Below are 22,181 nucleotides of genomic sequence, written 5' to 3'. Positions count from 1 at the left end.
GCGACACTCCCGTGCAGGACGAGCCGCGGCCCCCGGTCGTGCTCGTCCCGCGCGGTGGTGCGTGGGGTGCCACGGTCGCCGGGGCTGCGCGCGCACGAGGACTCGATGCCGTCGTGGTGCCACTCATCACCGACGCGCCCCCCGAGGACCCGGCAGCCCTCGACGCGGCGCTCGCGCGCCTGGCGGCGGAAGCCGGGAGGCACGACTCCCCGTCCGCCGTCGGAACCGGTCCCGGCGGGGCCGGGTCGCCAGCCCCCTGGCTCGCGGTGACCAGTGCGACGGCCGTGCGGATGGTCGCCGGACGCATGCCGCGCCTCCCGGCCGGGGTGCGCGTGGCCTGCGTCGGCGAGGCGACCGCGCGGGCCGCGCGGCAGGCGGGCTGGCCCGTCGACGTGGTGCCCGACACGGAGTCCGCTGCCGGACTCGTCGCCGCCTTCCCGCAGCCCGCCGGACGTGTCCTCTTCCCGCGTTCCGAGCTGGCTGCACCCACGCTCGTCGAGGGGCTGCGGGCCCGCGGGATCGACGTCGAGGACGTGGTCGCGTACCGTACCGTGGGGACCGGTGACGAGCCGGTCCGCCTCGACCGGGCACCCGACGCGGTGCTCGTCACGAGCGGCAGCGTCGCCTCGGAGATCGCCCGCCGCATGACCCCGCTCGACCCGCGCACGCGCATCGCGTGCATCGGCCCCGGGACCGCAGCGGCCGCGCGCGAGGTCGGTCTGCCCGTGCACGTCGTCGCACGCAGCCGCTCCGCCGACGCCCTGCTCGACGCCGTCGCCGAGGCACTCCGAACCGAAGCGCCCGAAGCACCCGAAGCCCCAGAACCACCCCGATCAGGAAGGTCATCGTGACCGGACAGTTCCCCCAGGTCCGCCCCCGCCGGCTCCGCGCCACCCCGGCCATGCGACGCCTCGTCGCCGAGACGCGCCTGCACCCGGCCGAACTCGTGCTGCCGATGTTCATCCGCGAGGGCGCGACCGAGGCCGTGCCGATCTCGAGCATGCCCGGTGTGTCGCAGCACTCGCTCGACTCGTTCCGGCGCGCGCTCGTCGAGGCGGCGGAGCAGGGGATCGGCGGCGTGAACCTGTTCGGCGTCCCGACGTCGAAGGACGCCGAGGGGACCGGTGCGACCGACCCGGACGGCATCCTCAACGTGGCGATCCGCGTCGCGCGCGAAGAGGTGGGCGACGCGCTCGTCGTGCAGTCCGACCTGTGCCTCGACGAGTTCACCGACCACGGGCACTGCGGTGTCCTCGCGGCGGACGGCTCGGTCGACAACGACGCGACGCTGCTCCGCTACCGGGACATGGCGGTCGCCCAGGCCGAGGCCGGCGCCGAGCTCGTCTGCATGAGCGGCATGATGGACGGCCAGATCGCCGCCGCACGGGACGCCCTCGACACCGCCGGGCACAGCGGCACCGCCCTGCTGGCCTACTCGGCGAAGTACGCCAGCGCGTTCTACGGGCCGTTCCGCGAAGCCGTCGCGTCCTCGCTGCAGGGTGACCGTCGGACGTACCAGATCGACGCCGCGGACGGGCGCCAGGGCCTCCGCGAGGTGCTGCTCGACATCGAGGAGGGCGCCGACATCGTCATGGTGAAGCCCGCGATGAGCTACCTCGACGTGCTCGCGCGGACGGCGGACGTCTCCGAGGTCCCCGTGTGGGCGTACCAGATCAGCGGTGAGTACGCGATGATCACGGCAGCAGCCCAGAACGGCTGGATCGACCGCGACGCCGCCGCGATGGAGGCACTGGTCGGCATCAAGCGTGCCGGTGCCGACGCGATCCTCACCTACTTCGCGGTCGAGGTCGCGCGGAAGCTCAACCAGGAGGCCGGCCTGCGCACGTCCGGCAGCACCGCGGCGGTGTCCGGCGTCGCCTCGACCGGGAAGGCCCCCGAATGACCACCACGACGACCACCACCAACGACCAGCTGTTCGGGCGTGCGAAGAACAGCATCCCCGGAGGCGTGAACTCGCCGGTGCGCGCCTACGGTTCGGTCGGTGGCACGCCCCGGTTCCTGACCGCCGCGAAGGGCGCGTACGTCACCGACGCCGAGGGTCGTGAGTACGTCGACCTCGTGGCGTCGTGGGGACCGGCGATCCTCGGCCACGCGCACCCCGGCACGGTCGAGGCCGTGCAGCAGGCGGCCTCACGGGGGCTCTCGTTCGGTGCGTCGACGCCGGGCGAGACCGAGCTCGCCGAGCTCGTCAAGCAGCGGGTCTCGGTCGACGGCGACGGGCCGATCGAGAAGATCCGCATGGTGTCGACGGGCACCGAGGCGACGATGACGGCGATCCGACTCGCCCGCGGGTACACCGGCCGTGACCTCCTGGTGAAGTTCGCCGGGCACTACCACGGGCACTCCGACTCGCTCCTCGCCGAGGCCGGGTCCGGTGTCGCGACGCTCGCGATGCCCGGGTCCGCCGGGATCACCGCCGAGACCGCCGCGCAGACGCTCGTGCTGCCGTACAACGACCTCGACGCCGTGCGCCGCGCGTTCGACGAGCACTCCGAACGCATCGCCGGCGTGATCGTCGAGGCAGCCGCGGCGAACATGGGCGTCCTCGCCCCCGAGCGCGGGTTCAACCGCGCCCTGGCGCAGATCACGAGGTCGCACGGTGCGCTCCTCATCGTCGACGAGGTCCTCACCGGCTTCCGTGTCGGCAGCGCCGGGTGGTGGGGCCTCGAGGCGTCGAAGGTCGTGCCCGACGGTGCCGGTTGGAAGCCCGACCTCGTGACGTTCGGCAAGGTCATCGGCGGGGGGATGCCGCTCGCCGCGTTGGGTGGCCGTCGCGAGGTGATGGACTTCCTCGCGCCGCTCGGCCCGGTGTACCAGGCGGGTACCCTCTCCGGGAACCCGCTCGCGGTCGCGGCGGGCATCGCCACCCTGCGTGCCGCGACGTCGGAGGTGTACGCGCACCTCGACCGCACCGCTGCCACGATCGCGACCGCGACGAGCGAGGCGCTGTCCGCCGCCGGGGTCGCCCACACCGTGCAGCACGCCGGGAACCTGTTCTCGTTCGCGTTCACGGAGACCGCGCCGCGGAACTACGACGACGTCCGTGCGCAGGAGGCGTTCCGGTACGCGCCGTTCTTCCACAGCATGCTCGACCAGGGCGTGACGCTCCCGCCGAGCGTCTTCGAGGCGTGGTTCGTCACGGCGGCGCACGACGACCGTGCCGTCGGTCGGGTCCTCGACGCGTTGCCCGCCGCGGCGCGCGCGGCGGCGGCCGCCACGGCCTAGCGGCGCGCCCGGCCGGCGGCTGGTCCCCGCGGGACCGGCCGGGAGGCGCGGGTCGCCTACACCGCTCGGCGAGCGTGCCAGCGCCCCTCCGCACGCACGATGGCGAGCGGGAAGTCGAAGGCGTGCGACACCGCGGACGAGGTGATCACGTCGTCCGCGGTGCCCTGTGCGACCGCACGACCGTCGCGCAGCAGCATCGCGTGCGAGGTCGAGGTCGGCAGGTCCTCGAGGTGGTGCGTGACCATCACGCTGCCGAGTTCGGGGTGCCGGTGCCGGAGCGCATCCACGGTCTCGAGCAGGTGCTCGCGCGCGGCGACGTCGAGTCCGGTCGCGGGTTCGTCGAGCAGCAGCAGCCGCGGTTCGGCCATGAGGGCACGGGCGATGAGTGCCCGACCGCGTTCGCCCTGCGACAGCACCGGCCACCGGGCGTCCCGGCGTGCGGCGAGCCCGACGTCGGCGACGTGCTGTTCGGCGGCGGCCACCTGGTCGGCCGTCGGGGTCCAGCGCAGCATGAGGTCGGTCGTGCCGGTGACGCCCGTGAGCACGGTCTCGAGCACCGTCAGCGGCGAGGTCATGCGGTGCCGAGGGTCCACGTGGCCGATGCGCTCGCGGAGTTCCCGCACGTCGACCCGTCCGAGCCGGCGCCCGAGCAGCTCGACGGTGCCGGCCGTGGGGTGTCCGGTCGCGCCGAGCACGGCGAGCAGCGTGGACTTGCCGGCACCGTTCGGCCCGAGGAGCGCCCAGTGCTCGCCCTGCCGGACGGTCAGGTCGACGTCGTGCAGGAGGTCGCGGCCGGACCGCGTCACCCGGACGCCGGTGGCCTGGATGAGGGTGTCGGTCACGACGCGGCGCCGGTCGTCAGGACGTCGCGCCGGCGGCCCGCAGTTCCTCGGCCTGGTGCTCCGCCGTCGCGGTCAGCGCACGGATGGCCGCGGCTGCACCGTCACCGTCGCGCTTGGCGATCGCCGCGCGGAGCGGCTCGACGGCGTGCTGGTAGTCCCAGAACTCCCACGGGCCCTGTGCCAGCGAGAGGAATCGTGCGCGGGGCAGCAACGACTCGGACAGCTTGTCGAGGAGCTGGTTGTCGGCGGCGCGGATCAGGAGCAGCATGACCTGCTCGATCTCGGCGTCCATGCGCTTGTCGTGCGCGTCGGCGTAGCTGCGGACGGCCTCGAGGTGGTCCACGAGGGCCTTCGCCGCGTCGTCGTCGAGCTGCGGGACGCCCCAGCGGGCGGCCATCTCCATGAACCCGCCGAGGACCTGCGTCGTGTCCGTGGCCTGCTTGCCTGTGGGAGTCGCGATACGTGTGTAGCGGTTCGCCTCCATCTCGACGAGGCCGTAGTCGACGAGCTTCGCGATGGCCTCGCGGATGGGGGTGCGACTCACACCGAGCCAGGCGACGAGTTCGTCGTCGTTGAGTCGTTCGCCGGCCTGCAGCGTGCCGTCCTGGATCGCGGCGAGCATCTTCTCGAGCACCACGTCGCGCAGGAGCTTCCGCGGCGAGTTCTCGACGGTGGACTTCGGGACCGGCATCGGTGCTCCTCACGGGTCAGACGTGTTGTACTCCAATCCTAACGTGTCAATGTGCAAGCGTTTGTGAAATGATGGCGTAGCAGTATTTCGGTTCTTCACGTCGCCGTCACGTCGACGACCGTCCGACCGTGTACTCGTCCCGCGACGACCTCCGCTCCGACGCCGATCGCATCGGGCAGGGACACCGTTCGGGTGACGTCGGCGAGCAGCGCCGGGTCGAGATCGGTCGCGAGCCGGTCCCACGCCCGCTGCCGCAGCGCGTGCGGCGCCTCGACCGAGTTGACGCCGAGCAGCGACACCGCTCGCAGGATGAAGGGCATCACGGTCGTCGGCAGCGCGGAGTCCTGGGCGAGTCCGCACGCCGTGACCGCCCCGCCCCACCGGGTGGCGGCGAGCACGTTGGCGAGGGTCGCGCCCCCGACGCTGTCCACCGCGCCCGCCCACGTCGCACGCTGCAGGGGCTTGCCGAGGTCCGACAGCGCGGCCCGGTCCACCACGTCCGTCGCGCCGAGCCGACGCAGGGAGTCGGCGTTCGCCACCCGCCCGGTCGACGCCGTCACCGAGTACCCGCGGGCCGCGAGCAGGGCGATCGCCAAGGTCCCGACCCCGCCGGACGCACCGGTCACGAGCACCGGCCCGTCGTCGGGCGCGACCACCCGCTCCAGTGCGAGGACGCTGAGCTGCGCCGTGAATCCCGCGGTGCCGATCGCGGCGGCGAAGGAGTCCTCGATGTCGTCGGGCAGCACCACCAGGGCGTCGGCGGGCACCACGGTGTGGGACGCCCACCCGCCGTGCCGGGTCTCACCGAGGCCGGCGCCGTTGCACGTCACCCGGTCACCGATCGCGACGCCGTGCACGCCCGGGCCGAGGGCGGACACCGTGCCGACGACGTCGATGCCGGGCACGAGGGGATCGACCCGCGCCACGCCGGGGTTCCCGGCGAGGGCGAGGCCGTCCTTGTAGTTGACGCTCGACGTCGTGACGTCGACGAGGACCTCGCCCTCGGCGGGGTCCGGGAGGTCGACCTCCGTGAGGGCGGGCGGGGCGGAACGGGAGACGAGGACGGCGCGGGTCACCTGTCGGACGCTACCCCGTGCCTCCAGGCCGGGTCGTCACCACGAGTCTCGGGCTCGCGGGCGGCACTCAGCCGAACATGATGGCGGCTTCGTCGTACCGATCCTGGGGAACGGTCTTGAGCTCGCCGAGCGCCTCGTCGAACGAGACGTGCACGATGTCGGTCCCCTTGAGCGCGACCATGCGACCCCATCGCTCCTCGACGACCGAGTCGATCGCCGCGAGCCCGAGCCGGGTCGAGAGCACCCGGTCGTACGCCGTCGGCGTTCCGCCGCGCTGGATGTGCCCGAGGGTCGTGGCACGGGTCTCGATGCCCGTCATCTCCTCGATGAGTGGCGCGAGCCGCTCCCCGATCCCGCCGAGCCGCGGCCGGCCGAAGGCGTCGAGTCCGCGCTCGGTGTGGGCGTTGTCCTCGTGGTCGGGGACGAATCCCTCCGCGACGACGACGAGCGGCGCACGGCCGCGGTCGTAGGCGGCGCGCACCCACTGCGCGATCTGCTCCATGCTCGTCTTCTGCTCGGGGATGAGGATCGCGTGGGCGCCCGCGGCCATGCCGGAGTGCAGGGCGATCCAGCCGACGTGGCGGCCCATGACCTCGGCGACCATGCAGCGCGAGTGCGACTCACCCGTGGTCCGGAGGCGGTCCATGGCCTCGGTCGCGATCGCGACGGCGGTGTCGAAGCCGAAGGTGTAGTCGGTGGCGCCGAGGTCGTTGTCGACGGTCTTCGGGACGCCGACGATCTTGAGCCCCGCGTCGGTCAGCCGCTTCGCTGCCGCCAGGGTGCCCTCGCCGCCGATCGCGACGATGGCGTCGATGCCGTGCCGCTCCAGCGTCCGCTCGATGTTCTCCACGCCGCCGCGTTCGCCCTCGAACGGGTTCGTGCGGCTCGTCCCGAGGATCGTGCCGCCCTGCTTCGCGATGCCCTGGATGTCCTTGCGGCCGAGCGGGACGATGTCGCCGTCGACGACGCCCCGCCAGCCGTCGCGGAAGCCCACGAACTCGTGTCCGTGGATCGCGATGCCCTTGAGCACGATCGCGCGGATGACCGCGTTGAGGCCGGGGCAGTCGCCGCCGGAGGTGAGGATGCCGATGCGCACGGGAACTCCATCGTCGGTGGTGGTGGGACACGCCCATCATGACTGACGGTGGTTCCGCATTACCATCCTGGGGTGTCCCTCGCTGTGTCCGCCACCGCCGTCGGTTGCGTCGACCACGCAGCCGGACGGATCGACACGGTCTACCGACCCACCGGGGCGGTGGACGTCCGCGCGACGCTCCGTCCCCTGCAGCGCGGTTCCGGTGACCCCGCCTTCCGTGTGGTCGGTGCGGACACCTGGCTCGCGCTCCGGACGCCCGCGGGGCCGGCGTCGGTGCTCGTCCGCCGGGCCGGACCCGACGCGATCGCCGTCTCGGCGTGGGGCGACGGCGCCGAGTGGGCGGTGGCGCACGCCCCCGAGATGCTCGGCCGCGGTGACGACTGGTCCGACCTCGACGTGACCTCGCACCCGTTCCTCGTCGACGCCCGGCACCGGCAGCCAGGCCTGCGCCTGCTCCGGACGAACGCGGTGGTCGCGGCCCTCGTGCCGGCGATCATGGAGCAGAAGGTGACCTCGCGACAGGCGTGGCGCGCGTGGCGGTACCTCCTGCGGCGCTTCGGGACGCCCGCGCCCGGTCCGGCCCCGGCCGACATGTGGGTGCAGCCGACCGCGTCCGGGTGGGCGGCGATCCCGAGCTGGGAGTGGCACCGTGCCGGCATCGAGCCCGGGCGTTCGGCCACCGTGATGCGCGCGATGCGGGTCGCGCCGGCCCTCGAGCGCACCCTGACGCTCGGCCGTGGTGGCGCGGTGGTGTCCGACCGGCTGCAGTCGGTGCCCGGTGTCGGCAGGTGGACCGCCGCCGAGACGGCCCAGCGGGCGCACGGGGATCCGGATGCTCCGAGCGTGGGCGACTACCACGTGCCGGCCCTCGTCGGGTGGGCGCTGACGGGCGGTCCCGTCGACGACGACGGGATGCTCGAGCTGCTCGAGCCGTACCGCGGTCACCGGGAGCGGGTCGTGCGGCTCATCGGGGGCTCGGGCTTCCGGAAGCCGTCGTTCGGGCCGCGCATGACGATCCAGGACCACCGGCACCACTGAGCGTCGACACAGTCGCCGGACACACGCCGTCCGCACCCGTATCCTCCTGTTGAGAACCGATCTCAGGAGGAATCATGACCGACACCGACCCCACTCCGGCACCCGGCGACGACGAGCACCGCATCGCCGAGCACGACGTCTCGGAGCACGACCACGAGCACGACGGCGGCGAGCACGAGACCGTCGACCACGGCGACCACGTCGACTTCGTCCACGACGGCCACCGCCACGCTCGGCACGATGACCACTACGACGAGCACTGACGGTCGCTGACGCGACCACAGGACGGACGGGAGGCCCGTGGCGGCGCCGCCACGGGCCTCCCGTCCGCGACCTGGTCGGGGGCTGCCGCCGCGCGGTGTCGGCGCACGACGCGGGTCACCTCGAACCGCAGCTCCCGGTGGTTCCGCGTGACTTCCGTCGTGCGCTGCGCGACCGCACGACGGACGCGCACCGCGACCGACCCGCACGTCAGGGGTGCCGCGTGCCCTCGCCGGCGAGGACGGCTCGGTAGCCCTCGCGGAAGGTCGGGTACCGCGGTGCCCAGCCCGTCGAGCGGAGCAGCGCGTTCGAGAGCCGCTTGTCCCCGCCCGCCTGCCGCCCGTCGCCGTCACCGCGGACGGGTTGGTCGACGCCGAGCTCGGCGGCGAGGAACCGGAGCACGTCGTCGAGGCGGACCGGCTCGTCGTCGGTCCCGAGGTAGGTCGGCGCCGGGTCCTCCACGGCCGCGAGGTGCACGAGCGCCGCGGCCGCGTCGTCCCGGTGGATGCGGTTCGTGTGCGGGGAGGTGTCCGGCGCGAGTCGGGCGCTGCCGGAGCGGACCTGGTCGACCAACCGCTCGCGACCGGGACCGTAGACCCCCGACAGCCGGAGCAGCACGGCACCGGGTGCGCGCCGTCGGAGCAGCTCCTCGGCCTCGACGAGCACGGCGGCCGTCGGGGTGCTGCCACGGACCGGGGTGTCCTCGGTGACCTCGCTCCCGTCGTCCACGTCGTACACCGCGGTCGAGGACACGACGACGATGCGCGGTTCGGCGGTGGATGCGTCGACGCCGTCGAGGACGTTCCGGAGTCCGTCGACGTAGGTCGCCCGGTACTCGTCGACGTCCCTGCTGCCCGCTGCGGTCGCGACGACCACGAGCGCGGTGTCGTCCGGAATCGTCGGGACCTCGTTCCGGAGGTCCGTGCTCCGACCGACCAAGGGCGCCGGCAGGAGCTCGGCGCGTCGACGCAGGCCGATCACGTGGTGGCCGAGCGCGGCGAAGCGGAGACCGGCCTCGGTCCCCAGGTCGCCGCAGCCGGCGACGACGACGGTTCCGTGGTGCTGCACAGGTCCACTGTGCCAGGCGTTGGCAGACGAAACGCGCGCGTTTCGACGACGCACGTGTCGATCGACGCGCGGGACGTCGGGACGCGCGCGTTTCGTGCGCCGTAGACCGGGTCAGACGGGCTGCAGCGGCTCCGGGGCGCCCTCGGGCAGCTCGACCCGGACGGTGTCGCCCGGTCGGACGGTCCCACCCGTGAGCACGACGGACATCACGCCGCCCTTCCGCTCCACGGACCCGTCCTCGGCGCGGCCGAGCACCGCCTTGAGCAACCCCGGCTCGAACCCGTTGATCTGCTGGCACGGGTTCCGGAGGCCCGTCACCCGCACGCTCGCGGTCTCGCCGAGGTGCAGGACGGTCCCGGTCGGCAGCCCGAGCAGGTCGACGCCGCGCGTCGTGACGTTCTCGCCCATGTCGCCCGGAGCGACCTCGAAGCCGGCGTCCGCGACCTCGTCGAAGAGCTCGGCGTGCAGCAGGTGCACCTGGCGGAGGTTCGGCTGCGAGGGGTCCCGCGCCACCCGGGACCGGTGCTGCACGGTGGTGCCGGCGTGGGCGTCCCCCTCGATGCCCCACCCGGCGACGAGCACGACCTCGTCCACGAGCGGCTTGCTGAAGTGGTGACCCCCGTCACGGGCCACGGCGACGACGACCGGTGACTGCGCTCCCACACCCTCAGCCTGGCACGGATCGACACGCCGATCGAGACCCGGTGAACGATCCGGTCCGCTGTCTCGTCGTGAAGGGTATGGGACTCCGCACACGCACCAAGGTCATCATCGGCATCGCCTCCGGCGTCGTGGTCGTCGGCGCCGTCGCAGCGATCGCCGGCCCGGTCATCTACGCGAACACCGTCAACGGGCAGGCCGCGGCCGCTCCGTCGCTCAGCGCCGCGCCGTCCGGCGGCACGGGGAAGCTCTCCGCGTCCGAGGCGGACGGCAGCTGGAAGTCCACTGGCGACTCGTTCGCCGGCTACCGGGTGCACGAGACGCTCCAGGGCCAGGATGTGAACGTGGTCGGACGCACGAAGGACGTCGAGGGCACCGCCGAGGTCAGCGGCGGCTCCCTCACGAAGGCGACCGTCACGGTCCAGGTCGCGAAGATCAGCACGCCGGAGTCCGCGCGCGACGAGTACTTCCGGAACACCGCGCTGCAGACCGACCAGCACCCCACGGCGACCTTCACGCTGACGAAGCCCGTCGACGTATCCGGCGCGCTCGACGGCTCCACCCAGGACGTCACCCTCACCGGCACCATGGACCTGCACGGCGTCGAGAAGCCCGTCACCGCCGACGCCCAGGTCGCCGTGGCGGCGGACGGCACGGTGCAGGTCGCCGGCAGCATCCCGATCACGTTCGAGGACTACGGCGTCCAGGCCCCGTCGCTCGGCTTCGTCACGGTGGACCCGAAGGGCTCCGTGGAGTTCTCCCTCGACCTGGAGAAGTGATGGTCACCGGACGCTCCGCCGACGAGCTGCTCGCCACGCTCCACCGGGAGCACGGCGACGCGCTCACGCGGTACGTCCGGCACCTGACGCGGGACGGGCACACCGTCGAGGACGTCGTGCAGGAGACGATGGTGCGCGCCTGGCAGCGACCGGCCGTGCTCGAGCGGACGCCCGACAGTGTCCGGGCATGGCTCTTCACGGTCGCGCGGAACCTCGTCGTGGACGACGCCCGGTCGGCCCGGAACCGACACGAGCACGGCACGGAGCAGCCGGTCGACCGTGCCGAGGCCGACCGCACCGACGCCGTGCTCGACCGCATCGTCGTGGCGGACGCGCTCGCCTCGCTCAGCCCGGAGCACCGTCGGGTGGTGGTGGACGCGTACTGGCTCGGCCACACCGTGCCGGAGATCGCCCGGCGGCACGACATCCCGGAGGGCACCGCGAAGTCGCGGCTGCACTACGGTCTGCGGGCCCTCCGGCTCGCACTGCAGGAACGAGGAGTGACCCGATGAGCGACGACCGCTACGCCGAGTGGGACGCCGCCTACGTGCTCGGCTCGCTGCCGGCGGACGAGCGGCTCGAGTACGAGCGTCACCTCGAGACGTGCGACCGCTGCGCGGCCGCCGTCGCCGAGCTGGTCGGACTGCCCGGCCTGCTCGGGAAGCTCCCGGCCGACCAGGCGGTCGAGATCGCGGAGCCGGACGGGAGGCCCGACACCGGTTCCGAGGGCACCCTCGCCTCCGTGGCCCACCGGGTCCGTCACCGTCGGCGCCGTCGTCGGGTGTGGGTCGCCGCCACCACGGCGGCGGCCGTGCTCGCAGCCGTGCTCGGCGGGCTCGCGGTCGGGACCGCACGGGTCGACCCGGCGTCCGTGCAGGCCGCCTCGCAGAGCGCTGCCGACCGGTACTCGCTCGTCGGTGCCCGTGGCCTCGACGTCGACCTCGCCGTCAGCGGCGAGCCGTGGGGCACGCGCTTCGACTGGGGCTGCTCGTACGGCGGGAAGTCCTGGGCGTCGGACGGCTCGGTCCAGTACGACCTCGTCGTGGTGCGTGACGACGGCACGGCGGAGACGGTGGCCTCGTGGTCAGCGGCAGGGGAGGACGCCCGCGGGCTGTCGGCCTCGACGACCGTGCCCCGAGGCGACATCGCGAGCGTGCAGGTCCGGCTCCGCGGCGACGACCGCGTCCTCGCGGACGTCGACCTCTAGCGGTCCGCTGCTTCCAGGTCCACCGGACCGATCGCGGTGTGGATGCGCGCGCTGACGGTCCGCAGCGTGCCCGCGTCGGTCCCCACGGGCCTCCAGAACAGGTCCTCCAACGCGGCCGTGTGCGCACGGATGCCGGACAGCACCGCGCGACGGCCGTCGGGGGTCATCGAGACCCAGCTGCCGCGGCCGTCGGTGGGACAGTCGGCCCGCTCGACCAGACCCCGCGCGACCATGCGCGTGACCTGGTGGCTGACGCGGGACTTCTCCCAGCCGATGCCCGCGGCGATGTCCCGCACGCGCAGCCGGTGGTCGGGGTCGCGGTGCAGCCCGATGAGGATCTCGAACTCCGGGATCGAGATGCCCGCCCCCTCCTGCACGGCGTGGTCGAGCGCCCGGTCCAGCCGTCGCCAGGCGTCGTGGTAGGTGTCCCACGTGACCCAGTCGTGCCCCTCGTCGTCCTGCGTCACCATGCTCGACAGCGTATCGACGGATGCCCGGAGCGACGCCGGTTTCATCCGTCCGGATGACCCTCCGGCGACGCACGGCGTGCTCCGAGGGAGCGTCGGTGCGGCGGCATACGATCGGGACATGCCGACCCCCAGCATCGCCGACTGCACCGACGACGCCGTGGCCCTCGTGCGTCGCTGGCTGGCGGCCTCCGCGGGCACCAAGCCGGACCCGGGTGCGGCACGGCTGGCGGGGGTGCTCCGCGACGAGCAGGGGCTGGACTTCACCCGCGGCTTCGTCGACCGGGTGATCCGACCGGAGGACCCCAGGGTCGCCGCCCGCAACCTCGAGAAGCTCAGCCAGGACGTCCCCGAGTTCCTCGCCTGGTACCTCCGCGGCGCGGTCACGCTCGGCGGCGGGTTCGCGACGATGGCGCCGTGGGCCGTGATCCCGACCGCGCGGCGGATCCTGCGCCGGATGACCGGGCACCTCGTGATCGACGCAACCGCGGCGAAGCTCGGTCCGGCGCTCGCGAAGGTCGGCGGCGCGGGCACCCGACTCAACGTCAACCTGCTCGGCGAGGCCGTGCTCGGCACCGCCGAGAGCGACCGTCGACTGCAGGGCACGACGGACCTCCTCGCCCGCGACGACGTCGACTACGTCTCGATCAAGGTGAGCTCGGTCGTGCCGCAGATGTCGGCGTGGGCGTTCGACCAGACGGTCGAGCGGGTGGTCGACCGGCTCGTCCCGCTGTACCGCCTCGCCGCCGCTCCGCTCGCCGAGGGTCGCCCGGCGAAGTTCATCAACCTCGACATGGAGGAGTACCGCGACCTCGACGTCACGCTCGCGGTGTTCACGACGCTGCTCGACCGCGACGAGTTCGTGGGGCTCGAGGCCGGCATCGTGCTGCAGGCGTACCTGCCCGACGCCGCAGGGGCCCTCGACCGGCTGACCACGTGGGCACAGGCACGCCGGGCCCGAGGGGGAGCGCCGGTCAAGGTGCGGCTCGTCAAGGGTGCGAACCTCGCGATGGAGCACGTCGACGCGATCCTGCACGAGTGGCCGCTCGCGACGTGGGGCAGCAAGCGCGAGACCGACACGGCCTACCTCCGGATGCTCGACACCGCCCTGACGCCGGAGCGCACCGACGCCGTCCGGGTCGGGGTCGCCGGGCACAACCTCTTCGACCTCGCCACCGCGTGGGTGCTCGCGCAGCGCCGCGGGGTCACCGACGCGGTCGACGTCGAGATGCTGCTCGGCATGGCGTCCACGCACGCCGAGGCGGTGCGCGCCGACGTCGGCCGGATCCTGCTCTACACGCCCGTCGTGCAGCCGGAGGAGTTCGACTCCGCCATCGCCTACCTCGCCCGACGCCTGCAGGAGAGCGCGAGCCCCGAGAACTTCATCTCCGGAGCCTTCGACATCGACCGCGACGCCAGCGTCTTCGACCGCGAGCACGGCCGGTACCTGGCCTCGGTCGCCGCCCTCGACGAGCCGGTGCCCGTGACGAACCGCACGCAGGACCGCCGTCGCCCGCTCGGTGAACCCGAGCACCGCGACGCCTTCCGGAACGCCCCCGACACCGACCCCTCCATCGCCGCCAACCGCAGCTGGGCGCTGGACGTCCTCCGACGTGTCCCGAAGTCCCAGCTGGGCGCGCAGACCATCCGCGGGGCCAAGGTCGTCGACCGGTCGACGCTCGAACGGATCGTCGCCCGGACCGCCCAGGCCGGCGTGAACTGGGGACGGCAGGACCCGACCGACCGCGCCGAGCTCCTCGACCTCATCGGGCACGAGCTCGAGACCCGCCGCGCCGACCTCATCGAGGTGATGGCCGCCGAGACGGGCAAGACCATCGGCGAGGCCGACGTCGAGGTCACCGAGGCCGTCGACGCCGCCCACCACTACGCCGAGAGCGCCCGACAGTTGGCCGCGCTCGACGGGGACGGCGCCCGGTTCGTCCCGCCCCGGCTGACCGTCGTCGTCCCGCCGTGGAACTTCCCGGTCGCCATCCCCGCCGGTGGGGTGCTCGCCGCGCTCGCCGCGGGCAGCGGGGTCGTGCTCAAGCCCGCGCCCGAGGCCAAGCGGTGCGGTGCGCTCCTCGCCGACGTGCTCTGGGACGCCGGGGTACCGCACTCGCTCCTCCAGCTGGTCGACCTCGACGAGGACGCCCTGGGCCGCGAGCTCGTCGCCCACCCCGCGGTCGACCGCGTGCTGCTGACCGGCAGTGCCGACACCGCCCGCTCCTTCCGGTGGTGGCGCGCCGGCCTCCCGCTGACCGCCGAGACGAGCGGCAAGAACGCGATCGTCGTGACGCCGAGCGCCGACCTCGACCTCGCCGTGCAGGACGTCGTGCAGTCGGCGTTCGGGCACGCCGGGCAGAAGTGCTCCGCCGCGTCGCTCGTCGTGCTCGTCGGCTCCGTCGGCGAGAGCGAGCGGTTCCGACGCCAGCTCGTGGACGCCACCCGGACGCTGCGGGTGGCCTGGCCGGACGACCCGAGCGCGCAGGTGGGTCCGGTGATCGCCGAGCCGACGGGCAAGCTCCGCGCCGGACTCACCGAGCTCGGCCCGGGGGAGTCCTGGCTCGTGCAGCCGGAGCCCCTCGACGACTCCGGACGGCTGTGGTCCCCCGGCATCCGCGACGGCGTCCGACCCGGCAGCGACTTCCACCAGACGGAGTACTTCGGCCCGGTGCTCGGCATCGTGCGGGCGGAGACCCTCGAGCAGGCGGTGGCGATCCAGAACGGGACCGACTACGGCCTCACCGCGGGCATCCACTCGCTCGACGTCGACGAGGTCGCGGACTGGCTCGCCACCGTGCAGGCAGGCAACCTGTACGTCAACCGGGGCATCACCGGCGCGGTCATCGGTCGGCAGCCGTTCGGTGGTTGGAAGCGGTCGTCGGTCGGCACCGGCACCAAGGCCGGCGGGCCGTTGTACGTCGCGACGCTCGGCCGCTGGGAGCGCACCGAGCGGACGGTCCACAAGAGCATCCAGCTGCACGGGCTCCCGCCACGGGTGACGGCCCTCATCGAGGCGGCACGGAGCGGGCTGTCGTTCGAGGAGTTCGACCAGGTCCGTGCCGGTGCACTGAGCGACGTCCGTGCCCGCGAATCACGGTACGGCCGCTCGCACGACGACTCCGGGCTCGTCGTGCAGCGCAACGTGCTCCGCTACCGCCCGCAGTCCGTGATCCTCCGACACGCGGAGGACTCGGCGACGGGCGACCTCGTCCGGGTGCTCGCCGCCGCGACCGCCGCCCGCGCCCACCTCATGCTGAGCACGTCCCGTCCGCTGCCCGGACCGCTCACGCAGTTGCTCGCGTCCTCCCGGTCCCCGCTCGACGTCGTCGACCACGTGGTCGAGAGCGACGAGGAGTTCCTCGCGCGGGCGGCGTCCGGCGCGGTGTTCGACCAGCGGTGGAGCGACCCCGACGACGAGCAGCAGGACGCCCTCGACCAGGTGCTCTCCCAGCCGGACGACCGACCGCGCCACACCGCGTTCGGCGGCCCGGGGAGCCGCATCCGTCTGCTCGGCGGCGACCCCCTCGCCCTCGAGGAAGCCCTCGGCGTCAGCGTGGACACCGCGATCCACGACGCACCCGTGGTCGAGTCCGGAGTCATCGAGATGCTCCCGTTCCTCCGCGAGCAGTCCGTGTCGATCACCGCGCACCGCTTCGGCGACCTCGACCCCGACTTCCAGGAGCTCCGTGTCTGACGACCGCACGCTCCACGTCGAGGGCCTGTTCAACGCCCGAGACCTCGGCGGACTCCCGCTCCGCGCCGGCGGGACGACCCCGCCCGGCAGGATCGTCCGGTCGGAGAGCGTCGACCGGGTCACCACCGAGGGCTGGCGGACGCTCCACGACGCCGGGATCCGGACCGTCGTCGACCTCCGTGCACCGTCCGAGCGGGCGAAGGACACCGGTCCCCGCCCGGAGTGGCTCACGACGGTGGTCGTCGACCACGACGGGCTCGACGACGCCCCGGGGTTCTGGGAGGCCTACTGGGAGTCCGGGCTGGTCGGGACGCCGCTGTACTACGGGCCGCACCTCGCGGAACTGCCCGAGCGCACCGGCCGTGCACTCGCCGCGATCGCGGACGCGCCCCCGGGCGGGGTGCTCTTCCACTGCGCGGGTGGCCGCGACCGCACCGGCATCGTCGCCCTCGCGCTCCTCACGATCGCGGGCGTCCAGCCTTCCGCCGTCGTCGACGACTTCCTCGTGACCGTCGAGACCGCTCCCGCCTTGTACGAGTCGATCGGCGTGCCGCTCCCGGAGGGGAAGATCGAGGCGCTCTGCGCGGAGCACGGCACGACCGTCGCGGGCGCGTTCCGCGCTGCGGTCGACGGGTTCGACGTCGACCGCTTCGTCGAACGGTCGGGTCTCGACGCGGACCGCCTGGAGGCCCTGCGCACGTTCCGTGCGCACGTCGCGTGACGCGACCCTCCGCCGGAAGGCCCTGCGCACGTTCCGTGCGCACGTCGCGTGACGCGACCCCTCCGACTGGAGGCCCGGCGCACGTTCCGCGCGCACGTCGCGTGACCGACGACCTGTCCCGGGGCCCTGCCCGCGGGCCGTGCGCGCGTCACGCGACCCGTGCCTCCCGTCAGTCGCGTCCGCGACGGTGGTGCAGTTCGACCGCACCGCCCTCGAACGTCGTCGTGCCGACCAGGTCGAAGACGGACGTCGGGGCCGCGACCGGCAGGAGCGGCGTGCCCGCGCCGAGCGCGACGGGCATGACGGTCACGCGTAGTTCGTCGAGGAGGCCGGCCTCCTGGTACTGGGCGGCGAGCAGCCCGCCGCCAACCACCCAGACGTCGCGACCGGCGGCGGCCGCGACGATCGCGTCCTGGTGCCCCGTGACGTCACCGGAGACGAACCGGACGTCCGCGCCGGACGGGACGGCGAGCTCGCGACTCGTGAACACCCAGGTCGGGCGGTCCGGGTACGCCCACGTGTCGTCGTGCTCCAGGAGCCACTCGTACGTCGTCGCTCCCATGACGAGCACGCCGACGTCGGCGAAGAACCGGTCGTGGTGCTCCTGGAACGGCTCGAACCCGAACCGGAGGAGCCAGTCGAGGTCGTCCCCGGGGGCGGCGACGAAGCCGTCGAGGGACGACGCGACGGAGTAGATCGTGCTCATGGCGGGACGGTACCGACCACCGCCGACAGACCGTCAGCGGTGGCGCCGACCGTGCCCGTGTCCGACGGCGGCGACCTCCGCGACCGTGAGGACCGCCGCGAGGAGCACCTGCACGGCCGCGATCCCGCGCAGACGACCACCGAGCAGCGCGACCGGGACCATCGACGCGCCGTGCAGCACGTCCACGACGGCGCTCGCGGTGTGGGCGTCCCGGGAACCGGACCGCGACACGAGCACCGCCTGCGCCGTCTGCCGCACCGCGAGCACCGCGTCGAGCACCGGTGTCCCGCGCCGGCCGACGAGCCGGACCGCGTGGCCACCGGCGACCGCGAGCCGGAGGACCTCGACCGTCCTCACTTCCGACGCCCCGCCGCGAGCGCGATGACCCCGACGGCACCGAGCGCGGCGCCGAGGATGCCGTTGCCGAGCCGGCGGTGCTCGACCCACCACGTCTGCGGCGACCAGGCGTGCGCCGAGTCGTCGAACACGCCGTGTGCTCCGTGGTCACCGGGGATCGGGTCGTAGAGGTTGACACCGAGTGCGGCGCCGTCCTTCTGCGGTGCCTGCTGCCCGGACACCAGGGTCTTCGCGGCGTACCAGTCGGCGAACCGTCCGCTGATGCGGTTGCCGAGGATCGTGTAGACGGTCGACTCGCCCACCCACGTGCGGCGTCGGGGCCGTTCGGCCGTCGTGGCGATCGCCCGTGCGCCCACCTCGGGCTGGTAGATCGGCGCGACGGGCTGCGCCTGGTGCGGCAGCTTCGACTTCACCCACTGGAACTGGATCGTGTTGAGTGCCGGCATGTCGACCCGGGAGATCGCGACCTTGCTGCCCTGCTCCTCGAGCTCGGACACGACCGACTCGGTGAACCCGACGATCGCGTGCTTGGCGCCGCAGTACGCGGCCTGCAGGGGGATCCCGCGGAAGCCCAGTGCCGAACCGACCTGGATCACCTGGCCCCGATCGCGGGGGACCATGCGGGACAGTGCCGCCCGGGTGCCGTTCACGCAGCCCAGGTAGGTGACGTGGAGCGCCCGTTCGAAGTCGTCGGGGTCGGTGTCGAGGAACCGTCCGAAGACGCCGACCATCACGTCGTTCACCCAGAGGTCGATCGGCCCGAGCTCGGCTTCGACCCGGTCGGCCGCGGCCTCGACGGCCTCGCGCTCGGAGACGTCCACGAGCACCGCCAGCCCGCGGCGCCCTGCCGCCTCGACCTCGGCGACCGCAGCGTCGACACCGTCCTTGCCGCGGGCGAGGACCGCGACGTCCCAGCCCCGGGCGGCGAGCTCGCGCACCGTCGCCCGTCCGAGTCCCGCCGAACCACCGGTCACCACAGCCACACGTGTCATGGATCCGTTCTACCGAGGGTGGTGCCGCTCCCCGCCCAGCCGCGGTGTCCCCCGGTGCCGCGCGCGGGAGGACGGCCACGAGGATGATGGGCCGGTGGACACCCGAGCAGAGGACACCGTCGAGGAGGCGCCGCCGCCCGGCTGGGTGCTGAACACCCCGACGCGGATCCACGAGGTCTGGACGCTCCCGGTCTGCCTAGTGGCGCTCGCCGTTCTCATCGCGCTGCTCGGGACGCGGTTCGGCGAGGTGCTCGGCGCGGTCGTGTGCGTGACGTGTGCCGTCGTCGTCGCAGCCGGTGCGGTCGCCCTGGCCGTGGCCGGACGGACGGCGTACCACGGCCAGAACCTCCGGGCTTCGTGGCGGCTGCACGTCGTCCGGGTGGCCGTCGGCGTGACCACGGCCTCGATCGTCGCGATCGGGACGTTGGTGATCGGCCTCCCGTTCGGCTGGCTCTTCGGCGCCGTCGGCTGGGTCCCGACGATGTTCCGCTTCGCACGCTCGGTGCCCCGGATCGACCGGTTGCTCGTGGCCGGGGCATCGGTCTTCATCGCTGTTTCGTGCGCGGTCCTGTCCGTCGCCGGACTCACTGTCCATGGCTTGCCGGAGCGTCTCTCCGCGGTGTGGATCGGTCCCGGTGCGATCCTCGCAGCGCTCGCCCTCGTGATGGCGGTCGTGCAGTTCGCCGTCGCCGAGCGCACGCCTCCGGACCGCCCCCTCAGCGCCCCAGACCGAACCGCGTCGTGACCCCCGGCGCGTAGAGCACCGAGTCCGGCTCGAGCTCCGTCAACGCGAACGGCAGCCCGGCCGCCGCGACGAGGTCGTCCCGCAGGTGCACGACCGACGCCCGGTGCAGCGGCCACGTCTCGTGCTCGTTCGGCCAGAAGCGCGTCCGGCCTGCCCGGTGCACGTGCATGCCCCAGCGTGCGGTGAGGAAGGTCTCGAGCGCTGTCGGCTCCTCGATCCGCGAGCCGATCCGCACGTCCACCACCGACCTCGTGTGCGTGCCGTGCCGGCGCATCGCGTACGCGGCCCGGTCCGGCTCCGGTCGGCGGAACTCGGCGTGCGCCCACCAGTACGGCAGCGCCGTCGCGGCCCGGGCACCGAGGGTCGGCAGGAGCTTCCCGGCGTCGAGCGAGAGGAACACGACGCCGTGCCGGCCCTGGTCGTCGACCGTGTAGACGCGGACGTTCACCTCGACGAAGTCCCCGACGCGACCGACCCGGACGGGCGGGAACGCGGTGTCGGTGAACTGGAACGCGATGAGGCCCACCCACGTGGTCGTGCCGTCGTCGACACCGTCCGCACCGAGCGTGTCGGGCCGGACCCCGGCCGGGAGGTGCTGGGCGACGGCCGAGATGTCCACCCGCCAGTGCACGAAGACGACGTCGAGCCAGTCCTGTTGGATCCACGGGCGACCCGGCAGCCGCGGGGCCACCGCCGAGATCGCCGTCACCGGGTGTCCGCTCCGCCCGCGGGCGCGGCGTCGTCCCACCCCTGCTGCGGGGTGTCGCACGTGCCCCGGAAGACGTACTGCGACGGCCGCTTCCGTTCGCTCGACGTCCAGTCGATCGCCGGACGTCGACGCTCGGGTGGCAGGTACCCGATCCGGTACACGGCCATGAGCTCCAGGGACGGGGGGACCCGCAGCAGCCCCTCGATCTCCTCCCACGCTCCCGGTGTCTCCATCGGGAAGGACACGAACTGGATGCCGAGGCCGAGCTCGGTGGTGGCGAGCCAGATGTTCTCCATCGCCGCGCCCATGCTGAACACCGAGTAGAAGCCGGACAGCTCCTCCTTCCGGTACTCGTGCCGGTCGAGCATCACGCCGAGCAGCAGCGGCGACCCGGCCACGAGCTTCCGGTTCTCCTCGCCGAGGGTCTGCGGCACGCGGAGGGTGTTCATGAGCAGCTGCCCGCGCTTCGTGAACACCTGCTTCGTGAACGGCTTGAGCGGCCCGGGGAGCTTGTCGAACAGCATCCCGTCGCGCCGCTCGTCCATCTCGGCCTGCGAGAACCGGAAGTAGGGCTTGTACCGCTCGAAGAACGTGCCCTCGGCCATCGTCCGCGTCATCGACGACCCGCTGATCTGCGCAACCCGTTCGATCGTCGCCCGCTCCTCGACGAGCACGAACCGCCACGGTTGGCTGTTCAGCTGCGACGGCGCCCGCCCCGCGAGCTCCATCAGCAGCCGCTGGTGCTCCTCGGACACGGGGTCGGGCAGGAACGCCCCGTTGGTCGTGCGTCGGCGTCGGATGGCTTCGAAGAGCTCCACTGCTACCTCTCTGGTCGTCGGCGCGCGAGCATCGCCCCCAGGTAGGACGGTGCGGCGGCGACCGCGACTCTCCAGTGTGCTCCGGCGCGGGGGTTCGTGCGTGGAGCGACGGCGAGCGGGACGAGCGCGGGGAGCAGGAACAGTGCGCTGCGGTCGCGGGTCCAGACGGGTGTCGTCGCGGCCGCTCCGGTCAGGGTCGCGGTGACGACGAACAGTCCGTGGTGCACGACCCGGAGCTTCCTCGTCCGGATGAGGCGCAGGGCCACGGCCGTGCCCCAGAGGCAGTTGGCCACGTACGCGGCGGTCGCGGCGGTGACCATCCGACGGGCCGTCACGGACCGTCCGGGAGGCACGCCGCGCCTCCCGGCTGTCGTCTTCCGTCCCACAGGGGCGAACCTACGCGCCGGAGGCGCCCCGTCGTCAGGCGGATTCGCGGGTGACCAGCTTGGACAGCACGATGGCGCTCCGGGTGTGGTCGACCTGCGGTGCGAGCCGCACCTTGTCGAGCGCCTCCTCGAGGGCGGGCAGGTCACGCGAGCGCATGTGCACGACGGCGTCGGCGCTGCCCGTGACGGTGCCGGCGTCGATGACCTCGGGGACGCTGTCGAGCAGCGACCGCAGTTCGTCGGGCGAGACGGTGCCGCGGCAGTAGAGCTCGACCCAGGCCTCGGTGCCGCGGTCCTCGACGGCGGGGTCGACCTTGATCGTGAAGCCCTGGATGACACCGTCGGCGACGAGTCGGTCGACGCGACGCTTCACCGCGGAGGCCGAGAGTCCGACCACCGACCCGATGTCGCCGTAGCCGGCGCGGGCGTTCTCCCGGAGTTGATCCAGGATGCGGTGGTCGAGCGAATCCATTGCACCAATGCTACGCGGACTTCTTGCACGCCAGGTGGGTCCCGCGCAGGAAACGTGCGTCACCCGAACGGGTGCCACTGCCCCGCAGTGTGGGGGACTGCACCCGCTGGACGGTGTGTGCAAGACTCGGGACCGGCGTCGACCTGG

At 73.0% G+C, this 22,181-nt stretch carries 25 protein-coding genes; 11 read left to right on the top strand and 14 right to left on the bottom strand.

All coding sequences use genetic code 11. The features are described 5' to 3' along the window. Nucleotides 1-11 precede the first annotated feature (11 nt). The 3 genes from QPJ90_RS04430 to hemL are packed head-to-tail and all read left to right on the top strand — an operon-like array spanning nucleotide 12 to nucleotide 3,246. On the top strand, nucleotides 12-851 hold the full coding sequence (locus QPJ90_RS04430) for a uroporphyrinogen-III synthase (protein WP_290133263.1): 840 nt from the start codon (nucleotides 12-14) through the stop codon (nucleotides 849-851). Continuing rightward, nucleotides 848-1,903 (top strand): porphobilinogen synthase, encoded by a 1,056-nt coding sequence (gene hemB / locus QPJ90_RS04425; RefSeq protein WP_290133262.1) that lies wholly within the window; start codon nucleotides 848-850, stop codon nucleotides 1,901-1,903. Before QPJ90_RS04430 ends, hemB begins: the two co-directional genes overlap by 4 nt. After that, nucleotides 1,900-3,246 carry a glutamate-1-semialdehyde 2,1-aminomutase gene (gene hemL, locus QPJ90_RS04420; RefSeq protein WP_290133261.1) on the top strand — a complete coding sequence of 449 codons (1,347 nt, stop codon included), beginning with the start codon at nucleotides 1,900-1,902 and terminating at the stop codon, nucleotides 3,244-3,246. Before hemB ends, hemL begins: the two co-directional genes overlap by 4 nt. Before the next feature lie 56 nt (nucleotides 3,247-3,302). Here the strand turns inward: hemL and QPJ90_RS04415 are convergent, their stop codons facing one another. The 4 genes from QPJ90_RS04415 to QPJ90_RS04400 form a co-directional block, all read right to left on the bottom strand. Then, a complete protein-coding gene (locus QPJ90_RS04415) occupies nucleotides 3,303-4,088 on the bottom strand; it encodes an ATP-binding cassette domain-containing protein (protein WP_290133260.1) in 786 nt (261 codons plus the stop codon). 16 nt (nucleotides 4,089-4,104) lie between these two features. Beyond that, nucleotides 4,105-4,779 (bottom strand): GntR family transcriptional regulator, encoded by a 675-nt coding sequence (locus QPJ90_RS04410; RefSeq protein WP_290133259.1) that lies wholly within the window; start codon nucleotides 4,777-4,779, stop codon nucleotides 4,105-4,107. A 95-nt stretch (nucleotides 4,780-4,874) separates the two neighbouring features. Beyond that, nucleotides 4,875-5,855, bottom strand: coding sequence for an acryloyl-CoA reductase (locus QPJ90_RS04405; RefSeq protein WP_290133258.1), 981 nt, complete (start codon nucleotides 5,853-5,855; stop codon nucleotides 4,875-4,877). A 67-nt stretch (nucleotides 5,856-5,922) separates the two neighbouring features. Continuing rightward, on the bottom strand, nucleotides 5,923-6,951 hold the full coding sequence (locus QPJ90_RS04400; protein ID WP_290133257.1) for a 6-phosphofructokinase: 1,029 nt from the start codon (nucleotides 6,949-6,951) through the stop codon (nucleotides 5,923-5,925). 72 nt (nucleotides 6,952-7,023) lie between these two features. Here QPJ90_RS04400 and QPJ90_RS04395 point away from each other — a divergent pair, with 72 nt between their 5' ends. Both QPJ90_RS04395 and QPJ90_RS04390 read left to right on the top strand, forming a co-directional pair. Continuing rightward, the gene (locus QPJ90_RS04395; protein WP_290133256.1) at nucleotides 7,024-7,989 is read left to right on the top strand and encodes a DNA-3-methyladenine glycosylase 2 family protein; all 966 of its coding nucleotides are present in this window, start codon (nucleotides 7,024-7,026) and stop codon (nucleotides 7,987-7,989) included. Between the two features lie 74 nt (nucleotides 7,990-8,063). Then, complete coding sequence (locus tag QPJ90_RS04390) at nucleotides 8,064-8,252, top strand: zinc transporter permease (RefSeq protein WP_290133255.1); 189 nt, start codon at nucleotides 8,064-8,066, stop codon at nucleotides 8,250-8,252. Between the two features lie 208 nt (nucleotides 8,253-8,460). Here the strand turns inward: QPJ90_RS04390 and QPJ90_RS04385 are convergent, their stop codons facing one another. Beyond that, nucleotides 8,461-9,318 (bottom strand): NAD-dependent epimerase/dehydratase family protein, encoded by an 858-nt coding sequence (locus QPJ90_RS04385; protein ID WP_290133254.1) that lies wholly within the window; start codon nucleotides 9,316-9,318, stop codon nucleotides 8,461-8,463. A 111-nt stretch (nucleotides 9,319-9,429) separates the two neighbouring features. Further along, nucleotides 9,430-9,981, bottom strand: coding sequence for an MOSC domain-containing protein (locus QPJ90_RS04380; protein WP_290133253.1), 552 nt, complete (start codon nucleotides 9,979-9,981; stop codon nucleotides 9,430-9,432). A 77-nt stretch (nucleotides 9,982-10,058) separates the two neighbouring features. Here QPJ90_RS04380 and QPJ90_RS04375 point away from each other — a divergent pair, with 77 nt between their 5' ends. From QPJ90_RS04375 to QPJ90_RS04365, 3 genes are read left to right on the top strand one after another with little or no spacing between them, the layout of a single operon-like run. Next, nucleotides 10,059-10,757, top strand: a complete 699-nt coding sequence (locus QPJ90_RS04375; RefSeq protein ID WP_290133252.1) for a YceI family protein — start codon at nucleotides 10,059-10,061, stop codon at nucleotides 10,755-10,757. Then, nucleotides 10,757-11,269, top strand: coding sequence for a sigma-70 family RNA polymerase sigma factor (locus tag QPJ90_RS04370; protein ID WP_290133251.1), 513 nt, complete (start codon nucleotides 10,757-10,759; stop codon nucleotides 11,267-11,269). The genes QPJ90_RS04375 and QPJ90_RS04370 overlap by 1 nt, the downstream gene beginning before the upstream one ends. Further along, a complete protein-coding gene (locus QPJ90_RS04365) occupies nucleotides 11,266-11,964 on the top strand; it encodes a zf-HC2 domain-containing protein (protein ID WP_290133250.1) in 699 nt (232 codons plus the stop codon). The genes QPJ90_RS04370 and QPJ90_RS04365 overlap by 4 nt, the downstream gene beginning before the upstream one ends. Here the strand turns inward: QPJ90_RS04365 and QPJ90_RS04360 are convergent. After that, nucleotides 11,961-12,434, bottom strand: a complete 474-nt coding sequence (locus QPJ90_RS04360) for a MarR family winged helix-turn-helix transcriptional regulator (RefSeq protein ID WP_290133249.1) — start codon at nucleotides 12,432-12,434, stop codon at nucleotides 11,961-11,963. The two genes, QPJ90_RS04365 and QPJ90_RS04360, sit on opposite strands and share 4 nt — an antisense overlap. Before the next feature lie 118 nt (nucleotides 12,435-12,552). On the opposite strand from QPJ90_RS04360, the gene QPJ90_RS04355 reads away from it, so the two are divergent. Continuing rightward, on the top strand, nucleotides 12,553-16,128 hold the full coding sequence (locus QPJ90_RS04355) for a bifunctional proline dehydrogenase/L-glutamate gamma-semialdehyde dehydrogenase (protein WP_290133248.1): 3,576 nt from the start codon (nucleotides 12,553-12,555) through the stop codon (nucleotides 16,126-16,128). Further along, the gene (locus tag QPJ90_RS04350) at nucleotides 16,121-16,849 is read left to right on the top strand and encodes a tyrosine-protein phosphatase (protein WP_290133247.1); all 729 of its coding nucleotides are present in this window, start codon (nucleotides 16,121-16,123) and stop codon (nucleotides 16,847-16,849) included. Before QPJ90_RS04355 ends, QPJ90_RS04350 begins: the two co-directional genes overlap by 8 nt. 169 nt (nucleotides 16,850-17,018) lie before the next feature. Here QPJ90_RS04350 and QPJ90_RS04345 read toward each other — a convergent pair whose 3' ends face one another. From QPJ90_RS04345 to QPJ90_RS04335, 3 genes are read right to left on the bottom strand one after another with little or no spacing between them, the layout of a single operon-like run. Next, the gene (locus QPJ90_RS04345) at nucleotides 17,019-17,555 is read right to left on the bottom strand and encodes a dihydrofolate reductase family protein (protein WP_290133246.1); all 537 of its coding nucleotides are present in this window, start codon (nucleotides 17,553-17,555) and stop codon (nucleotides 17,019-17,021) included. 33 nt (nucleotides 17,556-17,588) lie between these two features. Then, nucleotides 17,589-17,912: a hypothetical protein gene (locus tag QPJ90_RS04340; protein WP_290133245.1), complete on the bottom strand. Its 324-nt coding sequence runs from the start codon at nucleotides 17,910-17,912 to the stop codon at nucleotides 17,589-17,591. Then, complete coding sequence (locus QPJ90_RS04335; protein ID WP_290133244.1) at nucleotides 17,909-18,904, bottom strand: SDR family oxidoreductase; 996 nt, start codon at nucleotides 18,902-18,904, stop codon at nucleotides 17,909-17,911. Before QPJ90_RS04335 ends, QPJ90_RS04340 begins: the two co-directional genes overlap by 4 nt. Nucleotides 18,905-18,998: 94 nt before the next feature. Here QPJ90_RS04335 and QPJ90_RS04330 point away from each other — a divergent pair, with 94 nt between their 5' ends. Next, complete coding sequence (locus QPJ90_RS04330) at nucleotides 18,999-19,649, top strand: hypothetical protein (RefSeq protein WP_290133243.1); 651 nt, start codon at nucleotides 18,999-19,001, stop codon at nucleotides 19,647-19,649. Here QPJ90_RS04330 and QPJ90_RS04325 read toward each other — a convergent pair. The 4 genes from QPJ90_RS04325 to QPJ90_RS04310 form a co-directional block, all read right to left on the bottom strand. Next, complete coding sequence (locus tag QPJ90_RS04325; RefSeq protein ID WP_290133242.1) at nucleotides 19,621-20,358, bottom strand: DUF2071 domain-containing protein; 738 nt, start codon at nucleotides 20,356-20,358, stop codon at nucleotides 19,621-19,623. The genes QPJ90_RS04330 and QPJ90_RS04325 overlap by 29 nt on opposite strands. Then, a complete protein-coding gene (locus QPJ90_RS04320) occupies nucleotides 20,355-21,176 on the bottom strand; it encodes a nitroreductase family protein (RefSeq protein ID WP_290133241.1) in 822 nt (273 codons plus the stop codon). The genes QPJ90_RS04325 and QPJ90_RS04320 overlap by 4 nt, the downstream gene beginning before the upstream one ends. Nucleotides 21,177-21,178: 2 nt before the next feature. Continuing rightward, nucleotides 21,179-21,511: a hypothetical protein gene (locus QPJ90_RS04315; RefSeq protein WP_290133240.1), complete on the bottom strand. Its 333-nt coding sequence runs from the start codon at nucleotides 21,509-21,511 to the stop codon at nucleotides 21,179-21,181. Between the two features lie 85 nt (nucleotides 21,512-21,596). After that, nucleotides 21,597-22,034 (bottom strand): Lrp/AsnC family transcriptional regulator, encoded by a 438-nt coding sequence (locus tag QPJ90_RS04310; RefSeq protein WP_290133239.1) that lies wholly within the window; start codon nucleotides 22,032-22,034, stop codon nucleotides 21,597-21,599. Between the last annotated feature and the right edge of the window lie 147 nt (nucleotides 22,035-22,181).

This window comes from Curtobacterium sp. 458, assembly GCF_030406605.1.
Classification (GTDB): domain Bacteria; phylum Actinomycetota; class Actinomycetes; order Actinomycetales; family Microbacteriaceae; genus Curtobacterium.
Note: the sequence above shows the minus strand (reverse complement) of the source record. Positions and strands in the feature narration are given on the sequence as shown.